The sequence below is a fragment of the Siphonobacter aquaeclarae genome, assembly GCF_900103285.1.
Classification (GTDB): domain Bacteria; phylum Bacteroidota; class Bacteroidia; order Cytophagales; family Spirosomataceae; genus Siphonobacter; species Siphonobacter aquaeclarae.
In genome coordinates this window covers 485,906-508,845 of the sequence record NZ_FNGS01000002.1, presented here as the reverse complement: position 1 = coordinate 508,845, position 22,940 = coordinate 485,906, and the positions used below count along the sequence as shown (strand labels likewise).

20 protein-coding genes are annotated in these 22,940 nt (G+C 54.8%); 10 read left to right on the top strand and 10 right to left on the bottom strand.

Annotated elements, in window-relative coordinates; all coding sequences use genetic code 11:
- Positions 1–24: 24 nt before the first annotated feature.
- Together BLR09_RS05685 and BLR09_RS05680 are read right to left on the bottom strand one after the other, a co-directional pair.
- Complete coding sequence (locus tag BLR09_RS05685) at positions 25–606, bottom strand: TetR/AcrR family transcriptional regulator (RefSeq protein WP_093198905.1); 582 nt, start codon at positions 604–606, stop codon at positions 25–27.
- Positions 607–823: 217 nt separating this feature from the next.
- Positions 824–1,627: a hypothetical protein gene (locus tag BLR09_RS05680; RefSeq protein WP_093198902.1), complete on the bottom strand. Its 804-nt coding sequence runs from the start codon at positions 1,625–1,627 to the stop codon at positions 824–826.
- Between the two features lie 113 nt (positions 1,628–1,740).
- Between BLR09_RS05680 and BLR09_RS05675 the strand changes: the two genes are divergently transcribed.
- The 6 genes from BLR09_RS05675 to BLR09_RS05650 all read left to right on the top strand — a co-directional run bounded on the left by BLR09_RS05675 (position 1,741) and on the right by BLR09_RS05650 (position 7,554).
- Positions 1,741–2,175: a lipocalin-like domain-containing protein gene (locus tag BLR09_RS05675; protein ID WP_093198900.1), complete on the top strand. Its 435-nt coding sequence runs from the start codon at positions 1,741–1,743 to the stop codon at positions 2,173–2,175.
- A gap of 145 nt (positions 2,176–2,320) precedes the next feature.
- Complete coding sequence (locus BLR09_RS05670) at positions 2,321–3,073, top strand: PI-PLC domain-containing protein (RefSeq protein ID WP_093198898.1); 753 nt, start codon at positions 2,321–2,323, stop codon at positions 3,071–3,073.
- 90 nt (positions 3,074–3,163) lie between these two features.
- Positions 3,164–5,176, top strand: coding sequence for an NAD(+) synthase (nadE, locus tag BLR09_RS05665; protein WP_093198895.1), 2,013 nt, complete (start codon positions 3,164–3,166; stop codon positions 5,174–5,176).
- 335 nt (positions 5,177–5,511) lie between these two features.
- Complete coding sequence (hpf, locus tag BLR09_RS05660) at positions 5,512–5,868, top strand: ribosome hibernation-promoting factor, HPF/YfiA family (RefSeq protein WP_093198892.1); 357 nt, start codon at positions 5,512–5,514, stop codon at positions 5,866–5,868.
- A gap of 137 nt (positions 5,869–6,005) precedes the next feature.
- Positions 6,006–6,755 carry a hypothetical protein gene (locus BLR09_RS05655; RefSeq protein WP_093198890.1) on the top strand — a complete coding sequence of 250 codons (750 nt, stop codon included), beginning with the start codon at positions 6,006–6,008 and terminating at the stop codon, positions 6,753–6,755.
- Positions 6,756–6,837: 82 nt separating this feature from the next.
- On the top strand, positions 6,838–7,554 hold the full coding sequence (locus BLR09_RS05650; protein WP_143011031.1) for a hypothetical protein: 717 nt from the start codon (positions 6,838–6,840) through the stop codon (positions 7,552–7,554).
- Positions 7,555–7,698: 144 nt separating this feature from the next.
- Here BLR09_RS05650 and BLR09_RS05645 read toward each other — a convergent pair whose 3' ends face one another.
- Both BLR09_RS05645 and BLR09_RS05640 read right to left on the bottom strand, forming a co-directional pair.
- Positions 7,699–9,216 (bottom strand): T9SS type A sorting domain-containing protein, encoded by a 1,518-nt coding sequence (locus BLR09_RS05645; RefSeq protein WP_176785468.1) that lies wholly within the window; start codon positions 9,214–9,216, stop codon positions 7,699–7,701.
- 127 nt (positions 9,217–9,343) lie between these two features.
- On the bottom strand, positions 9,344–10,705 hold the full coding sequence (locus BLR09_RS05640; RefSeq protein ID WP_093198881.1) for a hypothetical protein: 1,362 nt from the start codon (positions 10,703–10,705) through the stop codon (positions 9,344–9,346).
- A gap of 394 nt (positions 10,706–11,099) precedes the next feature.
- Between BLR09_RS05640 and BLR09_RS05635 the strand changes: the two genes are divergently transcribed.
- Positions 11,100–11,516, top strand: a complete 417-nt coding sequence (locus tag BLR09_RS05635) for a VOC family protein (protein WP_093198878.1) — start codon at positions 11,100–11,102, stop codon at positions 11,514–11,516.
- 63 nt (positions 11,517–11,579) lie between these two features.
- The gene (lepB, locus tag BLR09_RS05630; RefSeq protein WP_093198876.1) at positions 11,580–12,722 is read left to right on the top strand and encodes a signal peptidase I; all 1,143 of its coding nucleotides are present in this window, start codon (positions 11,580–11,582) and stop codon (positions 12,720–12,722) included.
- Between the two features lie 29 nt (positions 12,723–12,751).
- Here the strand turns inward: lepB and BLR09_RS05625 are convergent, their stop codons facing one another.
- The 4 genes from BLR09_RS05625 to lipA all read right to left on the bottom strand — a co-directional run bounded on the left by BLR09_RS05625 (position 12,752) and on the right by lipA (position 18,636).
- Positions 12,752–14,833, bottom strand: a complete 2,082-nt coding sequence (locus tag BLR09_RS05625; protein WP_143011030.1) for a DUF2339 domain-containing protein — start codon at positions 14,831–14,833, stop codon at positions 12,752–12,754.
- Positions 14,834–14,947: 114 nt separating this feature from the next.
- On the bottom strand, positions 14,948–16,204 hold the full coding sequence (gene metK / locus BLR09_RS05620) for a methionine adenosyltransferase (RefSeq protein ID WP_093198870.1): 1,257 nt from the start codon (positions 16,202–16,204) through the stop codon (positions 14,948–14,950).
- Positions 16,205–16,431: 227 nt separating this feature from the next.
- Positions 16,432–17,622 (bottom strand): lycopene cyclase family protein, encoded by a 1,191-nt coding sequence (locus BLR09_RS05615; protein WP_245689871.1) that lies wholly within the window; start codon positions 17,620–17,622, stop codon positions 16,432–16,434.
- Between the two features lie 105 nt (positions 17,623–17,727).
- A complete protein-coding gene (gene lipA, locus BLR09_RS05610) occupies positions 17,728–18,636 on the bottom strand; it encodes a lipoyl synthase (protein WP_176785467.1) in 909 nt (302 codons plus the stop codon).
- A gap of 210 nt (positions 18,637–18,846) precedes the next feature.
- On the opposite strand from lipA, the gene BLR09_RS05605 reads away from it, so the two are divergent.
- Both BLR09_RS05605 and BLR09_RS05600 read left to right on the top strand, forming a co-directional pair.
- Positions 18,847–19,260 (top strand): OsmC family protein, encoded by a 414-nt coding sequence (locus BLR09_RS05605; protein ID WP_093198868.1) that lies wholly within the window; start codon positions 18,847–18,849, stop codon positions 19,258–19,260.
- 13 nt (positions 19,261–19,273) lie between these two features.
- Positions 19,274–20,773 (top strand): oligosaccharide flippase family protein, encoded by a 1,500-nt coding sequence (locus BLR09_RS05600; protein ID WP_093198865.1) that lies wholly within the window; start codon positions 19,274–19,276, stop codon positions 20,771–20,773.
- A 396-nt stretch (positions 20,774–21,169) separates the two neighbouring features.
- Here the strand turns inward: BLR09_RS05600 and BLR09_RS05595 are convergent, their stop codons facing one another.
- Entirely contained in the window at positions 21,170–22,033 is an 864-nt protein-coding gene (locus tag BLR09_RS05595; RefSeq protein WP_093198863.1) for a DMT family transporter, read from the bottom strand.
- Between the two features lie 34 nt (positions 22,034–22,067).
- Positions 22,068–22,940: a carbon-nitrogen hydrolase gene (locus BLR09_RS05590; protein ID WP_093199678.1), complete on the bottom strand. Its 873-nt coding sequence runs from the start codon at positions 22,938–22,940 to the stop codon at positions 22,068–22,070.

Sequence of the window (22,940 nt, the reverse complement as noted above, 5' to 3'; positions counted from 1 at the left end):
ACGGTCTGTTTTTGGGTAAAAAAATTATGAAGCCACGTACGTCTGCAATTCCGCTTCCAGTAAGTCCAATACCAGATGGAGCCGGCTGACATCCTGCTGGACACATCCCAGCATGATACCGCCTTCGATGAGGGCAAACATTTTCACGGAGAAAGACTGAGGGTCAAGCGATTCGCTGAACTCTCCCCGCTGTTTTCCCTCTTCAAGCACGCGCCGGAATAGTTCCTGGGTTGCCTCGATCTGCCGGGCCACCCGCTGACGGATCAGGGGGTTGGTGTCGTCGGCTTCCATCCCGAAATTCAGGAGCGGGCAACCGCCGGGTGTCGACCCGGTCCGGTAAAAACCGACCAGGGCCGCCATCCGCGCAGGGGCGGGCCGGTCTTGCGAAGCCAGGCTCTCAAGGCGGGCATACAGGCCTTTGCTCAGGTAGGAGAACGCTTCGGCGCCGATCTCTTCCTTGCTCTCAAAGTTTCCGTAGATACCGCCCTTGGCCAGTTTCGTCGCTTCCATCAGGTCACTGACCGCCGTCCCGGCCATTCCCTTCCTGTTGAAGATCGGGGCGGACTGCTCAATGATAAACTGCCGGGTGCGTTCTGCTTTTGTCATGGTGAGACAAAATAGACCGATCGGTTTTGAAAAAACAAACCGATCGGTCTATTTTTTGTAGTAAATTTTAAATAGGATTGATTATCAGTGAATTGGCTGGGTAGTGTTGGCGCCGGATCAGCCTAAGTATGCCGGCTTTCGTCCAATCAATGCAAAGTATAAAGGAAAAACAGAGCCCGATCGGAAGTTATCACTCCGGCGCTGTTTTTTCAACCAATCAGGGCAACCCGGTTTCCGGCCGGTACGGAATGAAGAACTTATCCGGCGCGGCACCTTTCACGATTTTCCGGGTATAGGAACGGTTTTCCGTGCAATCGTCGGCGGGTGCATACTCCATCGCCTGCGCTTCACCCAAATTGGTGATTTCGGATACAAAAAACGTATTCTCGATCTGCACCGGCAGCGCCGCAGGCGTATGATAGGAGAGGCGGTTGGAAAAAACGAGCGGGCTGTTTTTCCGGGTGAAAAGCAGCGTTACGGGCGCGCGCCGGTCGGGGTACACCGGCAGGTCGCAGTTCCGCAGCGCTGCATCGGTCACATGATACTCCGAGATGATTTTGGCGGTTCGGGACGGAATGGCGATCAGGCGGTCTTCCAGGTACGATACCGAATGCCCGAACGTACGAAGATTGGCCGAGCCCGAGGCGGTTCCGGAAGAACCGGTGGCCGTGGGAGTCGACGAAGTAGTCAGTCCTCCCTGAGCAATGCCTCGGTTGGACGAATGCTCGAACGTCCTTCCTTGAAAGTAATCATAGGCAATACCGTTTACAATCAGGAAGGACTCATCCATCCGCAGGAAAATGGTCTGGTCGGTCTTATTGTAAAATTCAAAACCGATGTTACCGCCCTTGTCCCACAAATTATAGGTAACGATGCAGTGGGCGTCTTCGAATGTGATGGCATCGCCGGTACGTTTCATTTCCGGATCGAACGACGTGCGGCAAACCTGAAAGTACTGGGAGTAGGAGACACAGGAGGAGAGGAACAGGCTCGAAGCCATTGCCAGGACAAGGTGTTTCATGGGATTGGAAAAAGGTTTTCAGACGAACAGGGGAAATGTAGACGGCGAATGGAAATTATGGTATCCTGTTAACTATTTTTAGGACTCCGCTCAGCGGCTACTTTATTCACACAATGAACAAAACTGCACTTCTGTTCCTGTCAGGACTTTTTCTGACAGCCTGCCAGTCGCACTCCGGCCTCCAGGGTACCTGGCAACTGGTTTCCGCCAAAACCAATGAAAACGGCAAAGAAACCCTCGACACCCACGAGGGTAAGAAAATGCTTAAAATGCTGAATGACACGCATTTTTCCTTCCTCGATCACGACTTAAAGGGCGGTAAGGACTCCACCTCGGCGGCCTTTACCGCAGGCGGCGGGTCATACACGCTCGAGGGCGATCAGTACACCGAACACCTCGACTACTGCAGTTACCGGCCGTGGGAGGGCAAGTCGTTTACGTTTACCGTTCGTATTCAGAATGATACGCTGATACAGACGGGCAAGGAGCAGATCAAGGAACTGGGTATCGACCGGATTATTACGGAGACGTATGTCCGGGTGAAATAGCGCGGCAAAACAGGGTGGTATTCTGCCGCGGGTTGAACCGGCGGCAGAATAGCGCCTGCGCGAACTTCATGATTTCTTAAAGCTGCCTATCCGCGCAGCATCCCGCCGGATTCCCGTTCTTTGCAGCCTGCAATCTCTCGCTTCTATGAAATTCCTTCGTCTGGCTGTTGCCTGCCTGTTTGTTTCGGGACACTTGTTGGCCCAATCCGGATTTGTCTATCGCCCGCAGGCGCATTCCCATAATGACTACGAGCAGGCTCGCCCGTTTGAGGCTGCCTGGGACCTCGGTTTCGGATCAATTGAGGCCGATGTGTATCTGCAGGAAGGGGAGCTGATGGTGGCGCATGACCGCAAGGATATCCGCCCTGAGCGCACCTTCCGTAGCCTTTACCTCACGCCGCTTCTCAGGCACATTGCCGACAACAAGGGCTTTCCCTATCCGAAAAAGAAGGAGCTTCAGCTGATGATAGACCTGAAGGACGCCGCTGCCCTGCCCATACTCGAAAAACAACTTCTGGAACACGCCAAAGAGCTGAGACACGTACACGTAGTTGTCAGCGGCGCTATGCCCGCTCCGGCTGATTTCGGCAAGTATGATCCGATTATTTCGTTTGACGGACGCATTACGACTACCTATCCCGCAGAAGCCCGGAAACGCGTACCCTTGGTGAGCGCCAGTTTTACGGAATTCGGGAAGTACTGGCCGGGAAAAGAGGCCCTCTCGCCGGAAATCCGTCAGAAACTCGTTGATTTTGTGCGGGAAGCGCATGCCCGCGGGCAAAAGACCCGCGTCTGGGGAACGCCCAATACGGACCTCGGCTACCGGACACTCCGGGAGATCGGCCTCGACTACATCGGCTCCGACGAGCTGCCCAAACTCGCCGCCATCCTTCCGTGACAGCCTAAATCCTGTATATTCGCCCGACTGACGGAATTTGTCGGGTCTTCGGTGTGTTGAAAAACAACCGATGTTTCGAACGAAGGATTTATGAAGCTGATCAAACTCGCGGCGGGGGTCGTCAATACCACGCCCCTCGACTGGAAAGGAAACCTCCAGGCCATTACCGAAGCCATCGAAGAAGCCCGGCAGAAACGGGTATCTCTTCTTTGCCTGCCGGAACTGAGCCTGTCGGGATATGGCTGTGAGGACATGTTTTTTGCCCCGTATGTGGCGGAAACGGCCCTCGCGCAACTGGAAGAAGTCCGTCACCTGACGACGGACATGGCTGTGTCGGTCGGATTGCCGGTCGTCCTCCATAACAAAGTCTACAACGCCTCCTGCTTCATCGTCAACAAGCAGATTCGGGGTTTTGTCCTGAAGAAAAACCTGGCCAACAACGGCATTCACTACGAAACCCGGTGGTTTCATGCCTGGGCGCCGGGAGAGCGGACCACGTTGCGGATCAACGGTGTGGATTATCCCGCCGGAGACCTCGTCTTCGACGTTGCCGGCGTTCGGATCGGGTTCGAAATCTGCGAGGATGCCTGGATTGCCAACCGCCCCGGTCGCGACCTGTATGCCCGTGGCGTGGATATTATCCTGAATCCCTCGGCCAGTCACTTCAGCTTCCACAAAAGCCACACGCGGGAGCGTTTTGTGCAGGACGGTAGTCGCGCGTTCGGGTGTGTCTACGTCTATACCAACCTCCTCGGTAACGAAGCCGGCCGGGCGATTTATGACGGAGACGCGATGATTGCGCAGTCTGGTGAAATGCTCGTATCAGGCACGCGATTCAGCTACACCGATCATTATTTACTGACAGCGACGGTAGACCTTGAAAAGGGTCGCGTCGAGCAGGCACAGAACCGCGCGGCATTTCCGAAAGCGGCAGAAGCCCTCGAAGTACCCGTGCCTTTCCAATGGCCGGATATGGCGCCGGAGCGTCATGTATATCAACTGGAATCCTGGGAAGCAAACGGGTTCCTGAAAGAAGAAGAATTTGCCCGGGCAGTATCCCTGGCGCTGTTTGACTACCTGCGGAAAAGCCGGGCGCAGGGCTTTGTGGTTTCGCTGTCGGGCGGGGCTGATTCGTCGGCCTGCGCCGCGCTCGTCTATCTCATGGTAGACCTGGGTATTCAGAGCATCGGGCTCGACGGATTTAAACAGAAATTAAGCCATATTCCGGCGATTCAGGGGGCCAAAGACGCCCGCGGAATCGTCGGGCATCTGCTGCACTGCATCTGGCAGGGAACGGAAAATTCGTCTGCCGAAACCAAGTACTCGGCTACGTCCCTGGCGGAAGATCTCAACGCCGATTTCCACGATGTCAACATCAATGGTTTGGTGGAAACGTATAAGTCGCTCATCGAAGACGGTCTCGGCCGGAAGCTCGGCTGGGATACCGATGACATCGCGCTGCAGAATATTCAGGCGCGGGTACGGGCCCCGGGCGCGTGGCTGCTGACGAACGTGTACAACTGCCTGTTACTGGCGACCTCCAACCGGTCGGAAGCGGCGGTGGGGTATGCAACGATGGACGGCGATACCTCCGGCAGTATCTCCCCGCTGGCCGGAATTGACAAGACCTTTCTGCGCCACTGGCTCCGTTGGCTGGAAGAAACCGGCCTGGGAGGCGGCCTGACGATCAAGGGACTACACGCGATGAACAACCTGCAGCCAACGGCCGAGCTACGGCCGCCGGACCGCAAGCAAACCGACGAAGACGACCTCATGCCCTACGAAGTACTCAACGCCATCGAGGCGTACGGCTTCCGGGACAAGCAACCGCCGAAGGAAGTTCTCCGGAAACTGGAAGTGGATTTTGAGTCGGTGTATTCCCGGGAAAAACTGCTGTCGTGGACCGAGCGTTTTTTCCGTCTCTGGAGCCGGAATCAGTGGAAGCGGGAACGGTACGCGCCGAGTTTTCACGTTGACGATCACAACCTGGATCCGAGAACATGGCTGCGGTTCCCGATCCTGTCAGGTGGGTTTGAGCGGGAGCTGGCTGAGCTGCGGGAGCAGCAGTCTGCCGGCCGGAAACGTATTGGATTTGGCAGTTAAGAAAAGGTTACTGTCTGATAATCAGGACAGTATGCTGATATTTTTAAAACTCGCAATAAGAGAAAAAAAGACCGGTTTCCCCAACGAAACCGGTCTTTTCTTTTTCCTTTCAGGCGGATTTCTGACCAGAACGGGAAGTGGGTAACCGTTTGTCCGAAAGCCCCGATTTTATTGATCATTATCCTTGACTTTTTGGCGAAGGCTGCCTAGGTTCACCTCTCCTAACAGTCGCCGGACCCGGGACGAAGGGGTTTCAACCGTGTGTGGAACAGGCTTCGGACCGGGTGGGTACTGGAAGGAAAAGGAGAAAGTTGAACCCTTAAATGAGTGTGCGTATGAAACTGCAAGTGCAATCAGTTCGTTTCGATGCAGATAGCAAGCTGCTCGATTTTGTGCAAGCCAAACTCAACAAGCTTGATCAGTTCTATGATCGGATCACCAGCGGAGAAGTATACCTGAAGCTGGACAAAGGAGAGTCGAGTAAAGTGCATAATAAAATCGTCGAAATCAAACTGTATATCCCGGGCGGTTCCATTTTCGTCAAAGAAAGCGGAACCACGTTCGAGGAAGCGACCGACCTGGCGCTCGATGTAGCCAAGACTCAGGTGAAGCGCGTCAAAGAAAAAGCAAAAGATAAAACCGCCCCGAAGCAGGCTACTGTCATCGTCGAAGAAGAGGAAGAGATCGCATAGGCCGATCCGCTCATATAACAGGGAGGCTCCGGAAGGAGCCTCTTTTTTTGTTGCCCGGCAGTTCGTGAACGGTAGTTGTATTGTGCTGGTAATGAGTAACTTTCATGAAGTTTTGTTCGAAAAACCGGTAAAATTTCATGGCTCCGAAACGTATCGTAGGTGCGGCAGTACTCCTGCTGATCGGGCTGCTTCCGGGTTGCAAAAAGAACAGCGACCCGCCGGTGACCGGCTCCCTGTGCCGGACAACAGAGATTAAGACAACGAAAACGGATTTTGACCTGATTTGCGATGTGGACGAGCAGTTACGTATCACCGGATTGACGACGACGGAAGACGGCCTGACGCAGACGCATGCCTATTCCTATGACGCGGCGGGAAAGCTCAGCGACCCATCCGGCGATATTTCAACAGTGTACAAAGATGCGGTCATTCAGAGTGTTATACTGGATGGAGCGCTGTTCGCCTTCAATCCGCTGGGACAGCTGACGAATGCGACGCTGACCACTGACGACGGTACTACGCTCCGTTATCAGTATACCTATGACGCCAACGGAGACCCGACTGATATTGCCGGAAAGGTGACGGACGCGAAGGGAAAGACAGAGATAAATAACTTCAAACTGGATTACGTGCTGCACCGGCTGAATGGCCTGCCCGGAAGCCAGCAGGCGCAGTTTGTGATGCTGTCGGTGATCTTTTACGGGGTTCCGCTGACGTCGAAACACCTCCTCAATAAGTGGGTACGAATGTGGACCGCAGATGGGAAGACCTTCACCTTTACCCAGCAATATACCTATGATTTTGACGCCACCGGGCGTCTGAACAGTTTTGTGCATTCCGGGAATACGGGGAATGTTTTCAACCTGACGTACTCCAGGTGCGAGTAAGGCCTGCGGAAAGAAGCGGCATTCGGTCCGGATGGTTTAGTTTTGCGGAGATTACTGCCGCCGGGTACCGGCGTTTCTTTCCATGAAGCTTCTTAGAAGTATAGGCCTATTGTGCCTGTTGCTGGCGCCTTTCAAGGGGTTGGCACACGGTTATTGGTTCGACATTCAGGGTTCCGGAAAACGGCATGAGCCCGTCCGGGTTCGGGTCTGTTACGGTGAAATCGACGAGTATGGCGTTCGGAAGCGGGAAACGGACCCGTTGTATCTCCGTGGGTTCAGGGTGACGATCGTCGACGGCAGCGGGCAGCGGAAAGAGCTGCCGCTCAAGCCGGAGCGGGCATGCCTGGAAGGCTGGTTTACTCCTGAAAAAAATGGATTTTACCGGATACTGGGAATAAACGAAGAGCTTCCGGTCGTGGACCGGTCGGCAACGGGCGGCATCAATGTCCGCCCGGTCGAATACCTGTGTACCGGCTATCGGGTTGGAAAAGGGATGGGTATTTCCGGCGCGCAGCAGCGGCTCGATCTGGAGCTGGCGTCCCGTGACCGCCTATGGGTTATCCGGCCATACCTCGACAGTCGGCCTGTTGAACCTGGCACCCGCCTTCGGATTTTTAATCCCGACAACTGGGAGAAAGCGCTCGAAACAGATAAAAACGGAGAAGCGGTCTTTTTCCCGCCCCGGAAAGGGATGTATATCGTCCGGCTGGACTGGAATGATCCTTCTCCGGGAAACTACCTGGGTGTATCTTACAGGCAGGTAAGGCATCGGTGTAATTATTGTTTGTTTGTGAGGTGAGGGAAAAAGAGGAGAGAGGCCTGATATCGGTCGTTCTCTGGGAGGTAATTTCACCGACGAAGAACAGATTTCCCGAAAATCCGACAAATACACACTACTATTTCCATAAAACCAATCGGGCCGGCATTTGCCGGCCCGATTCCTCTATCGTACAATAACAAACTTTTTCTGCTCTACTCCTCCGCCCGATCTCGCGAGCTGCAGGACATAAACGCCCGGTGCAAGGTGGCGGACGCCAATTTCTGTGACAGGCCCGTCCTCATACACCACTTGTCCCTGCAACGAAACCACCCGGACAGACCGTACGTCAGACCAATTGGGGGAGGTAACAGACAGCCGATCAACCACCGGATTCGGATAGACCTTCAGGCCGGAGACTACCTGGATTTCGACAGAACGAACGTCAGAATACTTGGCGGTCCTGTCTTTGTCCACCATCAGCAACCGGTAATAATTGACACCGTTAGCCGGTGCGCCATCCGTGAAGCCATACTGCCTGAAGCCCTGACTTTCTCCGGCCGCCGGAATCGTTCCGAGCGTATGCCAGGTACGGGCATCCAGACTATGCTGAACGGCGTAGTAATCGCTGTTGGACTCCTGGGAGGTACGCCAGGCCAGTTTTACCGAAGGACCTTCCGGCGTCGCAGAGAAGGCTACAAGCGTCACGGGCAGGGGCGTGACCGCGTCGCTCGTTTTCGAGAAAAAGGCGGTATTGTCCGCCGACGATGGCAACGAGTATCCGGTGTGCGTATGAATACCCGGACTGACGTAGTCGACTGTGCCCGGGCTGCTCCACCCGCTCCCGTTGTATTGCGTCACAAAAGCCGAGGCATCGGTATAGCTGCTGCCATTCGTCGCCACATTGTGCTGAAGTGTAAGCGTGGCGGGAACAGATGCATCGCCGAATACTTGCCACGTCCGCGCCATGCCTTTGGCCGGAGCCGGAATAACCGGAGGCGAGGCCGAATAGTCCTGTACGCTTACGTGGATAGTCGTGGCAGACGCCGGCGCTACCGTTGCCGGCGTGTAATCTCCGGCCGCAATGCCCACCGGGAAAACAAACGCCGAAGCCAGGTTTTCCTTCGTCATGTGGCTCAGCGTGGAATTATTGGTCACTACCATCCGGTTGACGCCGTAACCGGAGATCGTCGCGTCTGCGTCAAACGCCAGGTCGCCGGCAGTACCGGTTCCCAGAAACACATTCGCGCCGTCCGTTGCCAGGAGCAGGTCTTTCCCCACCTGCAGCGTCGACGCAGCCGGATTGTCACTGAATCCGGCGGCTGTCAGGTCCGGTGAAACAGGTATTTCCTTCAATTGCAGGCCATCCGGATTATCGAGTACCAGGTTTACATCAATCGGTGCGGCGGTGTTACCGTCCACCAGCGTCTGGCTGGCGGCTCCGCCCGCAGCGGACGGATTGAAAAAATGAATCGTTCCGGAGCCGGTTATGACTGCTGCCGGGTCGATGACGACGTTTTTACTGTAGATTTCCCAGGTTCCGTCGATAACGTAGGTTCCCGGGCCGATGTACAGGGTTTCGGCGGCGTCGGCAAGGGTAGATCCTGCCGACAGCGAAACCGTCTGAAGCGGTCCGCCATAGACGGTCGTGCTGCCTGGCGCCTGGGCCAGCGCAACTACCGGCGTCAGGAAAAACAGTAGCATCAGAACATCCCGCCTGAGATGCATGCCAATTATAGCTGTTATCATTTGTGTTGATTTAACGTCCTTCACACATAAAAACACGGATTATCGCCTCAAATGGAAAGCAGATTTGAGGTCGCCGATCTTCCTACCCCAAAGAAATCAGCACCCATTGTGTCCCGTCGCTTTGCAGCAGGTACTTCTGTCCGAAATTGGGATTCGGACTGCTGATTCCCTGCAATGCTCTCGGGATGAAGTTCTGGGTAACACCGGTTGCTACTTCAAAGGAATAGTTGGTGTTGACTGAAACGGTTCCGTTATTAATGATATAGTACATCCGGCCGGCGCATGTGGCGGGGTCCGGCAAACTGATGGTGATCGCAGACGTTTGACGACACACGACCGTATAGTCGGTTTCCGTCAGGGTATAATCGGCCGTAACACTCTTGATGGGTGATGTGAACGAGCCGCGTATTACCAGGGAATTATTGACAGTCAGAACGCGATTGGCCATATCGCCGTCAATCAGCGGGGTATTCGTCTGGGAATTGTCAATCATCAGCCGGTTGCTGGCGGCGTTATTATAACCGGCATTGTACCCGATGTGGATATTCCCGCTTCCGCCGCTGTTTAGCCCTGCCTGGGTACCGATGTAGGTGTTGTTGCTGAATGGTCCCGTGGAAACCGAGCCGGTACCCTGACCGACGAATACGTTTCCGTCTCCTCCGGTAGCACTGGCCATCGCGGCCTGGCCGACGAGGGTATTCAACGTACCCTGACTTATTCCGCCGCCCGCAATCGAGCCGACCAGCGTGTTCCGATGGCTCGTTCCGGCAAGAGCCTTACCGGCTTCAAACCCGATGGCCGTATTTTCTGTCAGATTGGCTCCGGCAGCCAGCGTTGCGCCGCCAAGTGCCATATGTCCGACAGCGGTCATTTTCCGGAAAGCGCCGGTTGTCGTCATGCGGTTGACAACGTCGCCGCCTGCTCCATAGCCGAATGCCGTGTTCAGATCCTGGCTGCCGCCACCGGGGTAAGAAGAAAGACCGATGTAACCGGAATACACGTTGCCAGCTTTGAAACGAAGGGGTTTGGTGTCGGTTGTTCCGAGGAAATTGACAAGCGGGTCCGTTCCGGCATTACCGGTAAGGCTCCAGAAGTCGCCGCCGGCGGAAGGTTTTGTTCCCACCCAGCCGGTACCGTCCCAGTAATAGATACCAATACCGCCCGCCAGTGCAGGATAGGCCGTATTGACGCTTGAAAGCGCTGAATTGGTATTGTAAACGGCCATGCCGGCGATCGGGCTGCCGGTCAGAGACCAGGTCGTTGTGTTGGAAGACAGCGCGACGCGCGGGTAGAGAAGCCCTTTATTCGAGCTCTCTAATTCCAGGATTGCCGCACTGTTGGGCAGCGACCCGCTGCCGGAAACAGTACCATCTTTGATTTTGGATTGGGCAGATGCCACCAGCGGCAGCGCGAGACAGCCGAGTGCGAGGTAAAGAAATCGCATGAAGAGATAGAATTAAGAGTGAACAATCGAATTGTGTTAATCATGTGAGCTTTGCGGATCACAATGCATGGGAAACCTACTTATTTTTTGGTATGTAGGCCGCGGCCATTCGAGTAACTGCACAAAAGCGGGGGGCAATGGTCGAAACAGAGCGAATATCGGAAACGCATCCGGACGCCAGGGGGGGAAATCTTGTCATTTTAGGTAGGGAATCTTATCTATATTCTGCCTCCAAAAACAGCAGAGGAGAAAGGCTAAATACGGTGAGTCGATTTTCCGGCGCATTTGGGTGACAGCAGGAAGGATCTATTCGCCCGTCCCTTTCCTGAAGAGAGCAAAGACGGATTGCAGATATGCTGTATATTCGTTCCGAACCTTCTCTCTTTCTGATACAATGGCTGCTACTGACTTCTGGATTAATCTCCCTGTGAAAGACGTCGCGCGGGCGAAAGCGTTTTTCTCCGCGCTTGGATTCACGTTTAATGCGCATTACGGCGACCGGCCCGATTCCGCCAGCCTTCTCCTCGGTAACAAGGGAATCGTACTGATGCTGTTCGAAGAAGCGGCCTTTGCCGGATTCTGCGGCAATGCCGTAGCGGACACAACAAAAGGCAATGAAATACTGATATCGTTCGACGCCTCCAGCCGGGAAGAAGTGGATGAAGTCCTCCGCAAAGCGGAAGCCGCCGGAGGCACCGTCTATGGAAAGCCTTCCGATCAGGGATGGATGTACGGAGGCGGTTTTGTAGATCCGGACGGGCATCGCTGGAACGTCCTGCACATGGACATGAGTAAGATGCCGTCTGTGTAAAAGCCCTCGGAGTCAGGCGGGTTACCGGCTAGTTTGGACGCATCATTCCAAGCGATCAAGCCTATGTTCAGTCGAAAAAAGACCCGCCGCTCTCCCGTTCGCGAGTGGTTTCACTCCCTCGCTTTTGCGGTTGTAGCCGCGACGCTCATTCGTTTCCTGACCCTGGAAGCATTTGCCATTCCGACCCCCTCTATGGAGCATTCGCTTATGGTGGGGGATTTTTTATTTGTGAGCAAACTACATTACGGAATCCGCACACCACAGACGCCCCTGCAGGTTCCGCTGACGCACCAGAAAATCTGGGGTACGAATATTCCATCCTACACCGATCTGATCCAGTTGCCGACTTACCGGCTGCCGGGCTTTACGCATGTTCGTTCCGGAGATGTTGTCGTCTTTAACTTTCCTCCTCCGAAACCCGGCGAACCGGATTACCCGATGGATCTCCGGACGTACCTCATCAAACGGTGCATCGGCACGCCGGGGGATGTAGTTGAGATTCGCCGCGAACATGTTTTCGTAAACGGAAAGGAGATGGCGCCTCCAGCCGGCGCGCAGACCAGTTATTTGCTGCGTACGACGGAAGAACTGGATGATCGCTTTTTCCGGAAATACGGTATTGTGAATGACTTTGCTTCCAAGGAAGGCCCGTTTATCAACTGGCAGCCGGTGGAAGAGCAGGATTCGACCGGAGCCGTTCACAAAATCGGCTATCAGATTTTGACCACGCGGGAAGTGGCGGACGACCTGAAAAGCCAGGATTGGGTACAGCGTCTCGAACCGATGACGGAAGAACCCGGTCGCGCGGAACCGGGCATCTACGGCACTCCGGCATATGCCTGGAACCGCGATAACTTCGGCCCGCTGCTGGTACCCAAAAAAGGAATGACTATTCCCGTCAATGCGCGGACAATGGCGGTTTACGGTCCGGTTATCCGTCGGTACGAACATCAGAAAGACGTCGAGGTGTCCGGTAATCGGCTTAAAATCAATGGAAAAGACCTCGTTTCCTACACCTTTACGCAGGATTATTATTTCATGATGGGGGACAACCGGCATAATTCCGACGACTCCCGGTATTGGGGGTTTGTTCCGGAAGACCACGTCGTCGGAAAAGCGGTGTTTGTGTGGATGTCACTCGACCCGGTTCCAGGAGATAGCTGGCATACGGTTCGGTGGAGCCGGCTGTTCCGGCCTATCCGGTAGGGAACTGAGGCGCGGGCGAAGCCCGCGCCTCAGTCATTTGCTTCCTTTTTCTCCTCTGGCAGGCGAAATTTCTGATAGAGAAACGACGCCAGCAGCAACAATACCCCCACGCTCAGGAAGACCACAATCTTGCCGCCGGAAGACAGCCCGCTCAGGTCATACAGCAGCAGTTTGGCCACCACGATGCCAAACAGAGTGATTCCCGCCAGCCGGAAAGGCTTCCATTGCCGTCCGAAGCCTATACCCACCAGCACAAACGAATAAACACCCCACAATACGCTCCATCCGGCGTGATACGCCTGTTGGTAGTGATCGGCGGCAGCGGTTTTGTCTGTCCCGACAAAAAGCGAGACGAGCTCTTCGCTGCCCAGGTACCAGGCAGCCGCCAGCGGAAGGTAGACGGCGGCCTGCCGGACGCGCTGTGAAGAGGCTTTTCGCATCACCAGAAAACACCCGGCCGTGGCCAGCGCAACGGCCGCATACAACGCATACCGGAGCGCACCGGATGTATCCGGATGTGCCAGTCGGAGGGTTCGGAGATGGCTAAACGGCTGATCAGCCAGTAGATACAGCCAGAGTACAACGCTCAGTACCAGGCCGATCGCCCGCCAGACCGGCCCTGCGTCCCGTGCAATCAACAGCAGTGAAATGCCGAGATACGTGCCTGTGAAGAGGGTAAAGGATGAAGAGCCGGCCAGACCATGCAGGTAGCATTCCATCCATCCGGCGGGATAGGCGGCCAGAAACAGCAATGCGCCGAGCCAGGAAGCAGAACGCCGGTCGTGAAAACGATAAAAGCCTGCCCATACCATACCGCCCAGCAACGTCAGTGCCACGAAGCGTTTGACAAAAACAGAATTCATATAGGCTGTTACCTGATGATCAACCGCCTGCAGGGATAAATCACGGAACAGTACCAGCACCGAAAGAACTGCCAGTACGATACCCCAGCGTACCAGAAAAAGCATGCTTCGCTGCAATCCGGTCAGGTAGAATGCCCAGGCTCCTGCCATGCCGGTCAGGAGCAGGAATGAGGGGCCTACAGCGGCCTCTTCCAGAACAATTCCGGAGACAATGCAAAGGGACCAGGCCGTGAGCGACAACGAACGATTCCGTACTCGCAGCCACCAGGCCACGCCTGCATGTATCCCCGCATTGGCGGCGAGAAAGAGTATCCAATCCGGATTTTCTTTCAGGACAATCCGCCCGGCGACAAGAAATACCAGCGCATTGAGAATGATCAGAACGGCCTGCCGGGAGTTTGCGGCTGTGTCGTGAATGAGCAGGGCGGCATACAGCATCAGAAAGAAGATGCTTCCAAAGACCAGGCTGGTCCAAAAGTACCCCGGCCGACTGCTATCCAGCACAAAGGCTACGAAAATGGTCCACGTCACCAGAAAGGCAAACAGGTTCATTTTCCGCCAGTCTTTTCGGTATGAAAGTACCAGAACGCCGGTATTCAAAATCGTCATGTAGGTGAAAAGTCCCCACGGTGCGCCGTTTCCGCCGACCAGAAAAGGTACGGCATAGGCGCCGACAAGCCCGAAAAGGCCAATCCACTCCACATCATACAAGGTAGCCAGCCAGACAGTGACAAGGGTCGTCGCGACCATGACAGCAAATGCAACCGGCGACGGGACGAAATGATAGAAATAAAACGAAGCGTATGTCGTAAAATACACCGTAGCCACGCCTCCGCTCAGCAGTACAGCGCTATAGGTCAGGTAGCGGGGTTTCAGGAAGAGTGCCAGGGCTACCAGACCACAGCCTATTCCCCAGCCCATCAGCAAGCGGCCCCATGGTCCTATCAGATCGTTGTCAAACGCATACTTGACGAAAATGGCCATTCCAATGACCAGTGCGGCGATGCCAACTTTGCTGAGCAAGTTCCCACCGATGTAGGCTTCGGTTGGGGCTTTGGCGATGGGTCTCGGAGGTATTGGCGCCGGCTTTGGCGCGGGCGCGGGAGGTGGTATTGGTACACCGGAAGGCCGGCCGGCTAATGCATGTAGTTGCCGCCGAACATCCTGCAGCTGCTGCTGGGCGTCCGTCAATTGGCGGGATAGCCGCTCTACTTCGTCCTGAAGGCGGCGAAGGGACTCTTCTTCCATCTGATCCGGGTTGAACAATGCCGCTAAAGATAGAAGGCCCTCCCGTAGATTTTATCGCCGGAAACAAAAAAGCTGCTCTGTCAAACAGAGCAGCCTTTTCAGGGAAAGTCAGGATCAGAGACCAAAGGCCGCTTTCACGCGGTCTGCGTAGTCAAGTTTCTCCCAGGTGAACAGTTCTACTTCCTTCTCGACCACGGCGCCGTCCGGAGAGCGGAACGTCTTCGTTACCACCTGGTGCTCACGGCCCATGTGTCCGTAGGCAGCGGTTTCCGAATAGATCGGGTTACGAAGCTTGAGGCGTTGCTCGATGAAGTACGGGCGCATATCGAAGATCTGACCTACTTTCTGCGCGATTTCGCCATCCGTCAGGCCAACTTTCGACGTGCCGTACGTATTGACGTACAAGCCGCAGGGCTCTGCCACGCCGATTGCGTAGGAAACCTGAACCAGGATCTCGTCTGCCACGCCGGCAGCGACCAGGTTCTTGGCAATGTGACGCGTGGCATAGGCAGCTGAGCGGTCTACTTTCGAGGGATCTTTTCCGGAGAAAGCACCACCGCCGTGCGCGCCCTTGCCGCCGTAGGTATCGACGATAATCTTGCGTCCGGTCAGACCGGTATCGCCGTGCGGGCCACCGATGACAAATTTGCCGGTCGGGTTGATGTGGTACGTGATCGTTCCGTCAAACAGCTTTTGAAGCTCAGGCTTCACTTTGGCCTTGACGCGGGGAATGACAATGTTGACGATGTCCTCACGAATCTTCGCCAGCATGATTTCATCCGCAGCAAAATCATCGTGCTGTGTGGAAACGACAATGGTATCAATGCGCTGGGGAACGTTGTCGTCGCTGTATTCGATGGTTACCTGCGACTTCGCATCCGGACGGAGGTAGGGCAGGAGTTCCGCTTCGTAGTTCCGGATTTCGCTCAGCTCTTTCAGGATTTTGTGTGCCAGGTCGAGGGCGAGCGGCATGTAATTTTCCGTCTCCTTCGTTGCATACCCGAACATCATACCCTGGTCGCCGGCGCCCTGTTCTTCGGGGCTCGACCGGTCAACACCCTGGTTGATATCGGCGGATTGTTCGTGAATAGCGGAAAGAACACCGCAGGAATGCGCTTCAAACATATATTCCGACTTGGTATATCCGATTTTCCGGATAACCTCGCGGGCAATGCTCTGAACGTCAAGATAGGTGCTTGATTTGACTTCCCCGGCCAGGATTACCTGCCCGGTTGTGACGAGGGTTTCACACGCTACTTTCGACTGGGGATCGAAAGCCAGGAAATTATCGATAAGGGCGTCTGAGATCTGATCGGCAACTTTGTCGGGATGTCCTTCGGATACAGATTCTGAAGTGAACAAATAAGGCATTTTCCTTAAAAATTGATGTTGGGAATTACGAATAAACGATTTCTCGCAATCCGGGCAAGTGGGAAGGTTTCGAACGTGTTTTGACTTTTCAATATCCTGATTGTCAGGTGAAAAGCCCGTATCGTCAAACCACCGTAGCGTTCTAAACTCGGTTGGTGCCCTTACCGGAGCCTCTGGATACTCCTGCAAAATTGTACATTCCCCCCAAATTCACCAAATCCGGCAGGTCATCGCTTGAACTTTTCCGAGATGTTTCGGAAGAGGACCGCACCGGCGGCAACGGTAAACGGCCAAATGGCTACGGAGTAAAGTACCCGAAGGTCCTCCGGAAAGCCGGTTTCTTCGTCCAGAAAACGAAAGATTCTTTCGGCGGGGTTTTTTCGGTAGAGGTCGGTAAATACCGGAGCCGCTGCATATCTTTTCTGTAAAAAGACATTTAAAAATACCTGATCGTAAAACCGGAAACGGAGCGGGATGGGAGCGGGGAGCTTTTCCACGGGCGATTTCTCCCAATTTCGGCTCAGGTTTGCTACCAATTGCTGCAGGCGCTTCTGCGTCCGGGTGAAGGTATACCCGGTGCTCGCCCGCGTATAGCCGCCCGCTGTGCCGATCCGGATAACGCGGGGCGAAGGCTGCTCATACGTCTTCTCATCTGTCATGGGGATAATGCCGAACTCTTCTTCCACGATCTCAAATTCCCGGATGCCGGTAAAATTCCGGATGTAGTCCATCAGTCCCTGCCGGTAAGCGCTTTCTTCGAGTAGTGCCTCCGTAAACAGGGTAAACTCAATAAGCGCCTCCGTGGCCGAGTAAGGCAATACGTAAACAAACCGGCATTCTCCCTGCTGGGGAATACGAAAGTCCATCATGACGGGCGTTTCGGTGTCAAAAGCAGGTTCTTTTGTCCGGATTACCCATCCCTTGAAATGCTGGAGAAGATTCTGCGAATGGGACGAAATATCTCCGCCGCGAACGGCTTGAAGAAGGTGGGTACTATCAAAGCACCAGTCGGCCGTAAATACTCCCTTTTCCGTCGTAACAGTAGCAACGGAAGCAGAAGATGTAATGGAGAGAATCGGAGAACAGCAGTATTCCACCGAAGGGCAGGCAGCGAGTTCAGCCCGGACAAACCGGTAGAAATCAATACCCCGGAGAAGTTTATACCGATAGGGGCCGAGTCCCAGCTTTGCGGAAAATCCGCCGGAACCATGAAACCAGACGGACGACCACTGCCGGCTGAGAACAGACTCGAAGGGACCATCTCCCGCTTCCCAGAAACCCCAGGTGCGGTCGTTCCGGTCTTTGGGCTCCCGGTCGATGAGGAGGATTTTTTTATCACGCAGCGGGCTGCGGCTCAGGTGCCACGCCAGACTCAGCCCGGCCATGCCGCCGCCGGTAATGACGATATCGAAATGCAACGGTGTTCCGGGTTGATGACTAACAGGCAATCAGCATCGTTTTAACCCCTGAAACAAGTCTTTTGTTTAAAAAAGGACCCCGCCGTTCGGGCGGGGTTCGGTACGCTATACGTTCACGTGGCGTTCGGCATGGTAACTGGATCGAACCAGCGGTCCCGCCTCCACATACTTGATTCCTCTCTTTTCTCCTTCTTCACGGTACATCGCGAAGGTATCGGGGTGAATCCACTCGATGACTTCGTGGTGCATCTTCGTCGGCTGAAGGTACTGGCCCAGCGTCAGAATATCCAGCCCGTTTTCTACGAGGTCGTCCATCGCCAGAAAAACTTCGTCTTTCGTTTCGCCGAGACCGAGCATGATACCGGTTTTGGTTCGCTTGCCGAAGTCCTTCGTCCGGCGGATCTGCTCCAGGCTGCGGGCATACTTCGCCTGCGGACGCACCGGGCGGTACAGCCGCTCTACCGTTTCCATGTTATGTGAAACTACTTCCTGGCCGGCGGAGATCATCGTTTCCAGGGCTGCCCAGTTTCCCTTGGTATCGGGAATCAGGGTTTCGATGGTGGTAGACGGGCTCAGCTCCTTCGTCAGCTTCACGGTCTGATGCCAGATTTCAGCGCCGCGGTCTTTCAGTTCGTCGCGGTTGACAGAAGTAATAACGGCGTGCTTGACGCCCATCAGTTTAATCGCTTCGGCTACCCGGCGGGGTTCGTCGGCATCGTATTCGTTCGGACGGCCCGTCGCCACCGCGCAGAACGTGCAGGAACGTGTACAGACATTTCCGAGGATCATGAAGGTGGCCGTTCCGGCGCCCCAGCATTCTCCCATGTTCGGGCAGTTACCCGATTGACAAATCGTATGAAGTTTGTATTCGTCGACAATCTGCCGGACATTCCGGTATTCCGGTCCTGTCGGCAGTTTAACCCGCAGCCAATCAGGCTTACGGGTAGAAGATCCGGGCATATTCGCGCCGGAGGGTGCCGCACCGGAGGGTGCCACAACGGGTAGTTCTATCATCCCAGTATCGTTTTCGTACGATTCCCAACGCAAGGTTAATACCGCAAAGGTAATCGGCTAACCGCGAATGCGGAGAAAAAGTTGCGGTTTCCACCGGGATTCACTCCGCTGCTTCCGGCCGGATTTCAGGAATCGCGACGTCTGTGTCGTCCGTTCAAGCCGGAATCAGCGTACCTTTGCTGCCTGTACTCTTATCCCCGTTACCTGCCTATGGCAACCGCACAGATTTCCTACCTCGGCGAGCTCCGCACCGAAGCGACTCATCTTCAATCCGGTACCCGTATTCTTACCGATGCGCCGGTCGATAACCACGGCAGGGGAGAGGCCTTTTCCCCGACCGATCTGGTTGCTACTGCCCTGGGGTCGTGTATGATGACGATCATGGGAATCGTGGCGCGCCGGGACGGAATTGACCTGGTCGGTACGACCATCGACATTACGAAGGGTATGGCGGCCAGTCCCCGTAAAATCAACCGGGTGGAAGTAGCCCTGACGATGAAGACCGGCAAGCCCTTGTCCGACGAGGAAAAGAAAAAACTCGAACATGCCGCCCATACCTGCCCGGTAGCGCTCAGCCTCCATCCGGATATTGAGCAGGCGATTACGTTTGAGTGGGAAGTTTAAGACTCTTGTATCCTTGGGAATCGTCATTCGCCAGAGCCTGAAGGCCAGCTTCGTTACGTATTTCGGAGTAGCCATCGGCTCCGTCAATCAACTCTGGGTAGCTACCAAAATCCTGACAGAGGCCGAGCTGGGACTTACCCGCTCCCTCTTCATGATGGGGCTGCTGTTTTATTCAATTTTCAATTTCGGGGGACCGTCCATCGCCGACCGGTATTTCAGCCGCTTTCGCGACGACGAGGCCCGTCACCACGGTTTTCTGACGTTTTTGCTGCTCTATACAGGCTTTTATTTTCTGCTGTATATGGCGGTGTATTTCGGGGGAAAGGCCTGGTTTACGGCCTATTACCAGGAAAAGTCGCCGGAACTGGTCGATAACTACTTTCTGCTTGTCTGGCTGACAGGCTTCAACCTGTTGCAGGGCGTGCTGGAATCCTATTGCCGGAATCTCCAGCGTATTGCCGTTCCGGCCGTACTGCGGGAGGTCGTCGTAAAACTCGCCAACATGGGCGTTATCATCGCCTATGGCCTGCACTGGATTGATTTTGAGACGTTTGTGACGTTGTACGTACTGTCCTACGGTCTCATCAGTCTTGGGTTGCTGGTATACCTGGCAGGGATGGGGAAGCTGTATCTCGCTTCGATTTCGTGGGATCTTGTCCGTCCGGTCCTGAAAGACATGATCCGCTTCGGCGGAGTTGCGGCGCTTGGCGCTGTCGGTACTTCGTTGTGCAAGTACCTGGACCAATCCATGATCGGGCACTACCAGGGGCAGCGCGAAGCCGGGATTTTCTTCATTGCCTACCTGATCGCCTCCATGATCGAGATACCACGTAAATCCCTGACACAGATTGCCATACCGCTGGTAGCGCAGTCCCTGATGCAGGAAGACTACGCTTCGACCCAGAACATGCACCGCAAAGTGGCGCTGCACCAGTTGCTGGCGGGTCTTTTTCTTTTTGTGGGAATCTGGACGAGCCTCGGCGACCTGTTTGGTCTGATGCCGAAGGGTGACGTTTTCCGGGAAGGTACGACGGTTGTCCTGCTGTTTTCGCTCACCAGCCTGCTGGATATGTCGGGGGGAATGTCAAGCGAAATCATGGGATATTCCCGGTATTATAAAGTGTCGACAGCGCTGGTTCTGCTGCTTGGCGTCGCCAATATCGCGTTGAATCACGTGCTGATTCCGGCGTTCGGGTTTACCGGTGCGGCCATGGCGACGGCGATCACGATAACCTCCTACAGCATCGCCCGCGGGGCGTTTGTCTGGTGGAAGTTCCGCATTGTTCCCTTCAGCGGCGAAACACTCCGGGCCGCAGGCGTCGGCCTCGCCGCCTATGCCGCTTCTTTCCTCGTTCCCGACCTCGGGCACGATACCTGGACGCACTTACTCGGTATTGCCCTCCGCGGGTCAGTCGTAACGCTTGTTTTCGCAACGCTGCTGATTTATTTCCGTATTTCACCCGAAGTCAACGGATTGTTTGCGACGGTGATGAAGCGGGTGAAGCGGGGGTAATCGGTAATCGGTTTTCAGTTTTCGGTTTATTGTTTTCAGTTGGAAGAGAGAGGGGTTTGTGATTTGGGGAGGTTTGTGATTTGCAGTAGGCGCAGCCTACTAATTAAAAAAGTGCGTAGCGGATGCTACGCACGGCGGCCAATACGACTGGTTTAGCGCTAAGGACAGTTGAACACTTAAACTCAACAGAAACTGAGCCTGTCAACCAGGCAAGCCCCTATGTCTCTATTATCGAAATAGTATTACCTGAACCCTCTCCCGCCGTGCGTAGCATCCGCTACGCACTTTTTTAATTAGTAGGCTGCGCCTACTGCAAATCACAAACCTCCCCAAATCACAAACCCCTCTCTCTTCCAACTGAAAACAATAAACCGAAAACTGAAAACCGATTACCGATTACCCCCGCCTCACCCGCTGCCCGATCCACAAACCCGTCAATACAAAGGCTGTACCGGCGACGGTATACCACGTAAACGGTTCATCCAGCAAAAACGTCGCATACGCAAATCCGAAAACCGGGCATAAAAACAGGAAAAGCGATGCCCGCACAGCATCCGTCTTCAACAGCTTGAGCCATACCTGGATGGCGAGAACCGACACCGGTATCATCAACCAGATTTCCGCGCCCCAGAAGCGGGCGTCAAAATGGTTATCTTCCTTGTGAAAGAGCCAGATCAGCGGAATACTCATCAAACCCGCTATCACGTTTTGCCAACCGTTGATACTGCTGCGGGATAGTTTCCAGTCGATCTCGGAATAGTAGATCGTCGCCGCCGAATATGAAACCATACTCAGGAAGAGCAATAGCAGTCCCTGCGGCGTGGCAAAGCTGTTTTGCAGCAGGGGATAAGTTGCGATAGCCACGCCGGTCATACCCAGCGCAATGGCGAGCCATTCGCCCTTTTCCACTTTCTTTCGCGTCCAGAAAGCGGAAATAACCGTGATCAGCAGGGGATTGGTGGCCGTCGCCAGACTGCCTATTCCCGCGGCTACCTGCTTCATCGCGAAAACAAAAAAACCGAGGTAGATTGTCGTATTCAGCAGGCCGAAAACCAGGAGTTGCTTCCACTCCCCGTCCCGGGGCAGGCGTTGCCGTTCCACCAGCAGGGCATACAGGAGCAGGAGGGTACCGGCCCCGAAAAAGCGGATGTCAAACAAAACCATCGGCTCAACCGAAAGCAGCCCGAATTTGGCGGCAGAAGAAGCGGAGGCCCACAGTGCCGCAAAGAGCAGGCCGTTCAGGATAAAGGTATTCTTCACAGGAAAAAAGAAAAGGCGGTTTGAACCGCCTTCGTTATTCGTCTATAAACCGCCGGGTAATCGGCTGATAAGAATCGATGCGCCGGTCGCGGAAGTAGGGCCAGGTCGTACGGATATGGTCGGACACCGCCATGTCAAGTTCCTGAACATGAACAACTTCCTCGTTATGAGGCGCCAGGTACAGCAGACTTCCGTGAGGTTTCGCCACGAAGCTCCCGCCCCAGAACTGCTGGTCGGCTTCGCGGCCTACCCGGTTCACCGAAACCACGTATACGCCGTTGGCTACGGCATGGCTGCGCTGAATGGTCTGCCAGGCATCGTATTGTTCCTGATTGACCGTCGCGTCGGGCTCATTGACATCCCAGCCGATCGCAGTCGGGTAAAACAGGATTTCCGCGCCCATCAGCGCCGTAATCCGCGATGCTTCCGGGTACCACTGATCCCAGCAGATCAGCACGCCGATTTTGGCGTATTTTGTTTCAAAAACCTTGTAACCCAGGTCCCCGGGTGTGAAATAGTATTTTTCGTAATACCCCGGATCATCCGGAATATGCATTTTCCGGTATTTGCCAAGATACGAGCCGTCGGCATCGAGGATGGCGGTGGTATTATGGTACAGACCGGCAGCACGCTTCTCAAAGAGGGAAGCGACGATGACGACGCCCAGCTCGGCGGCAAGCGTCTGTAGGCGGTCGGTCGACGGCCCCGGGATCGGTTCCGCCAGGTTAAAATTCGCCGGATCTTCGACATCACAGAAATACAGGGACGTGAAGAGTTCCTGCAGGCAGACGATCTGCGCGCCTTTGGCAGCCGCCTCTCGGATGCCGGCTTCCGCTTTCCGGAAATTGGCCTGTACATCTGCCGAACACGACATCTGTACCAGCCCGACGTTTACTTTACGGGTCAT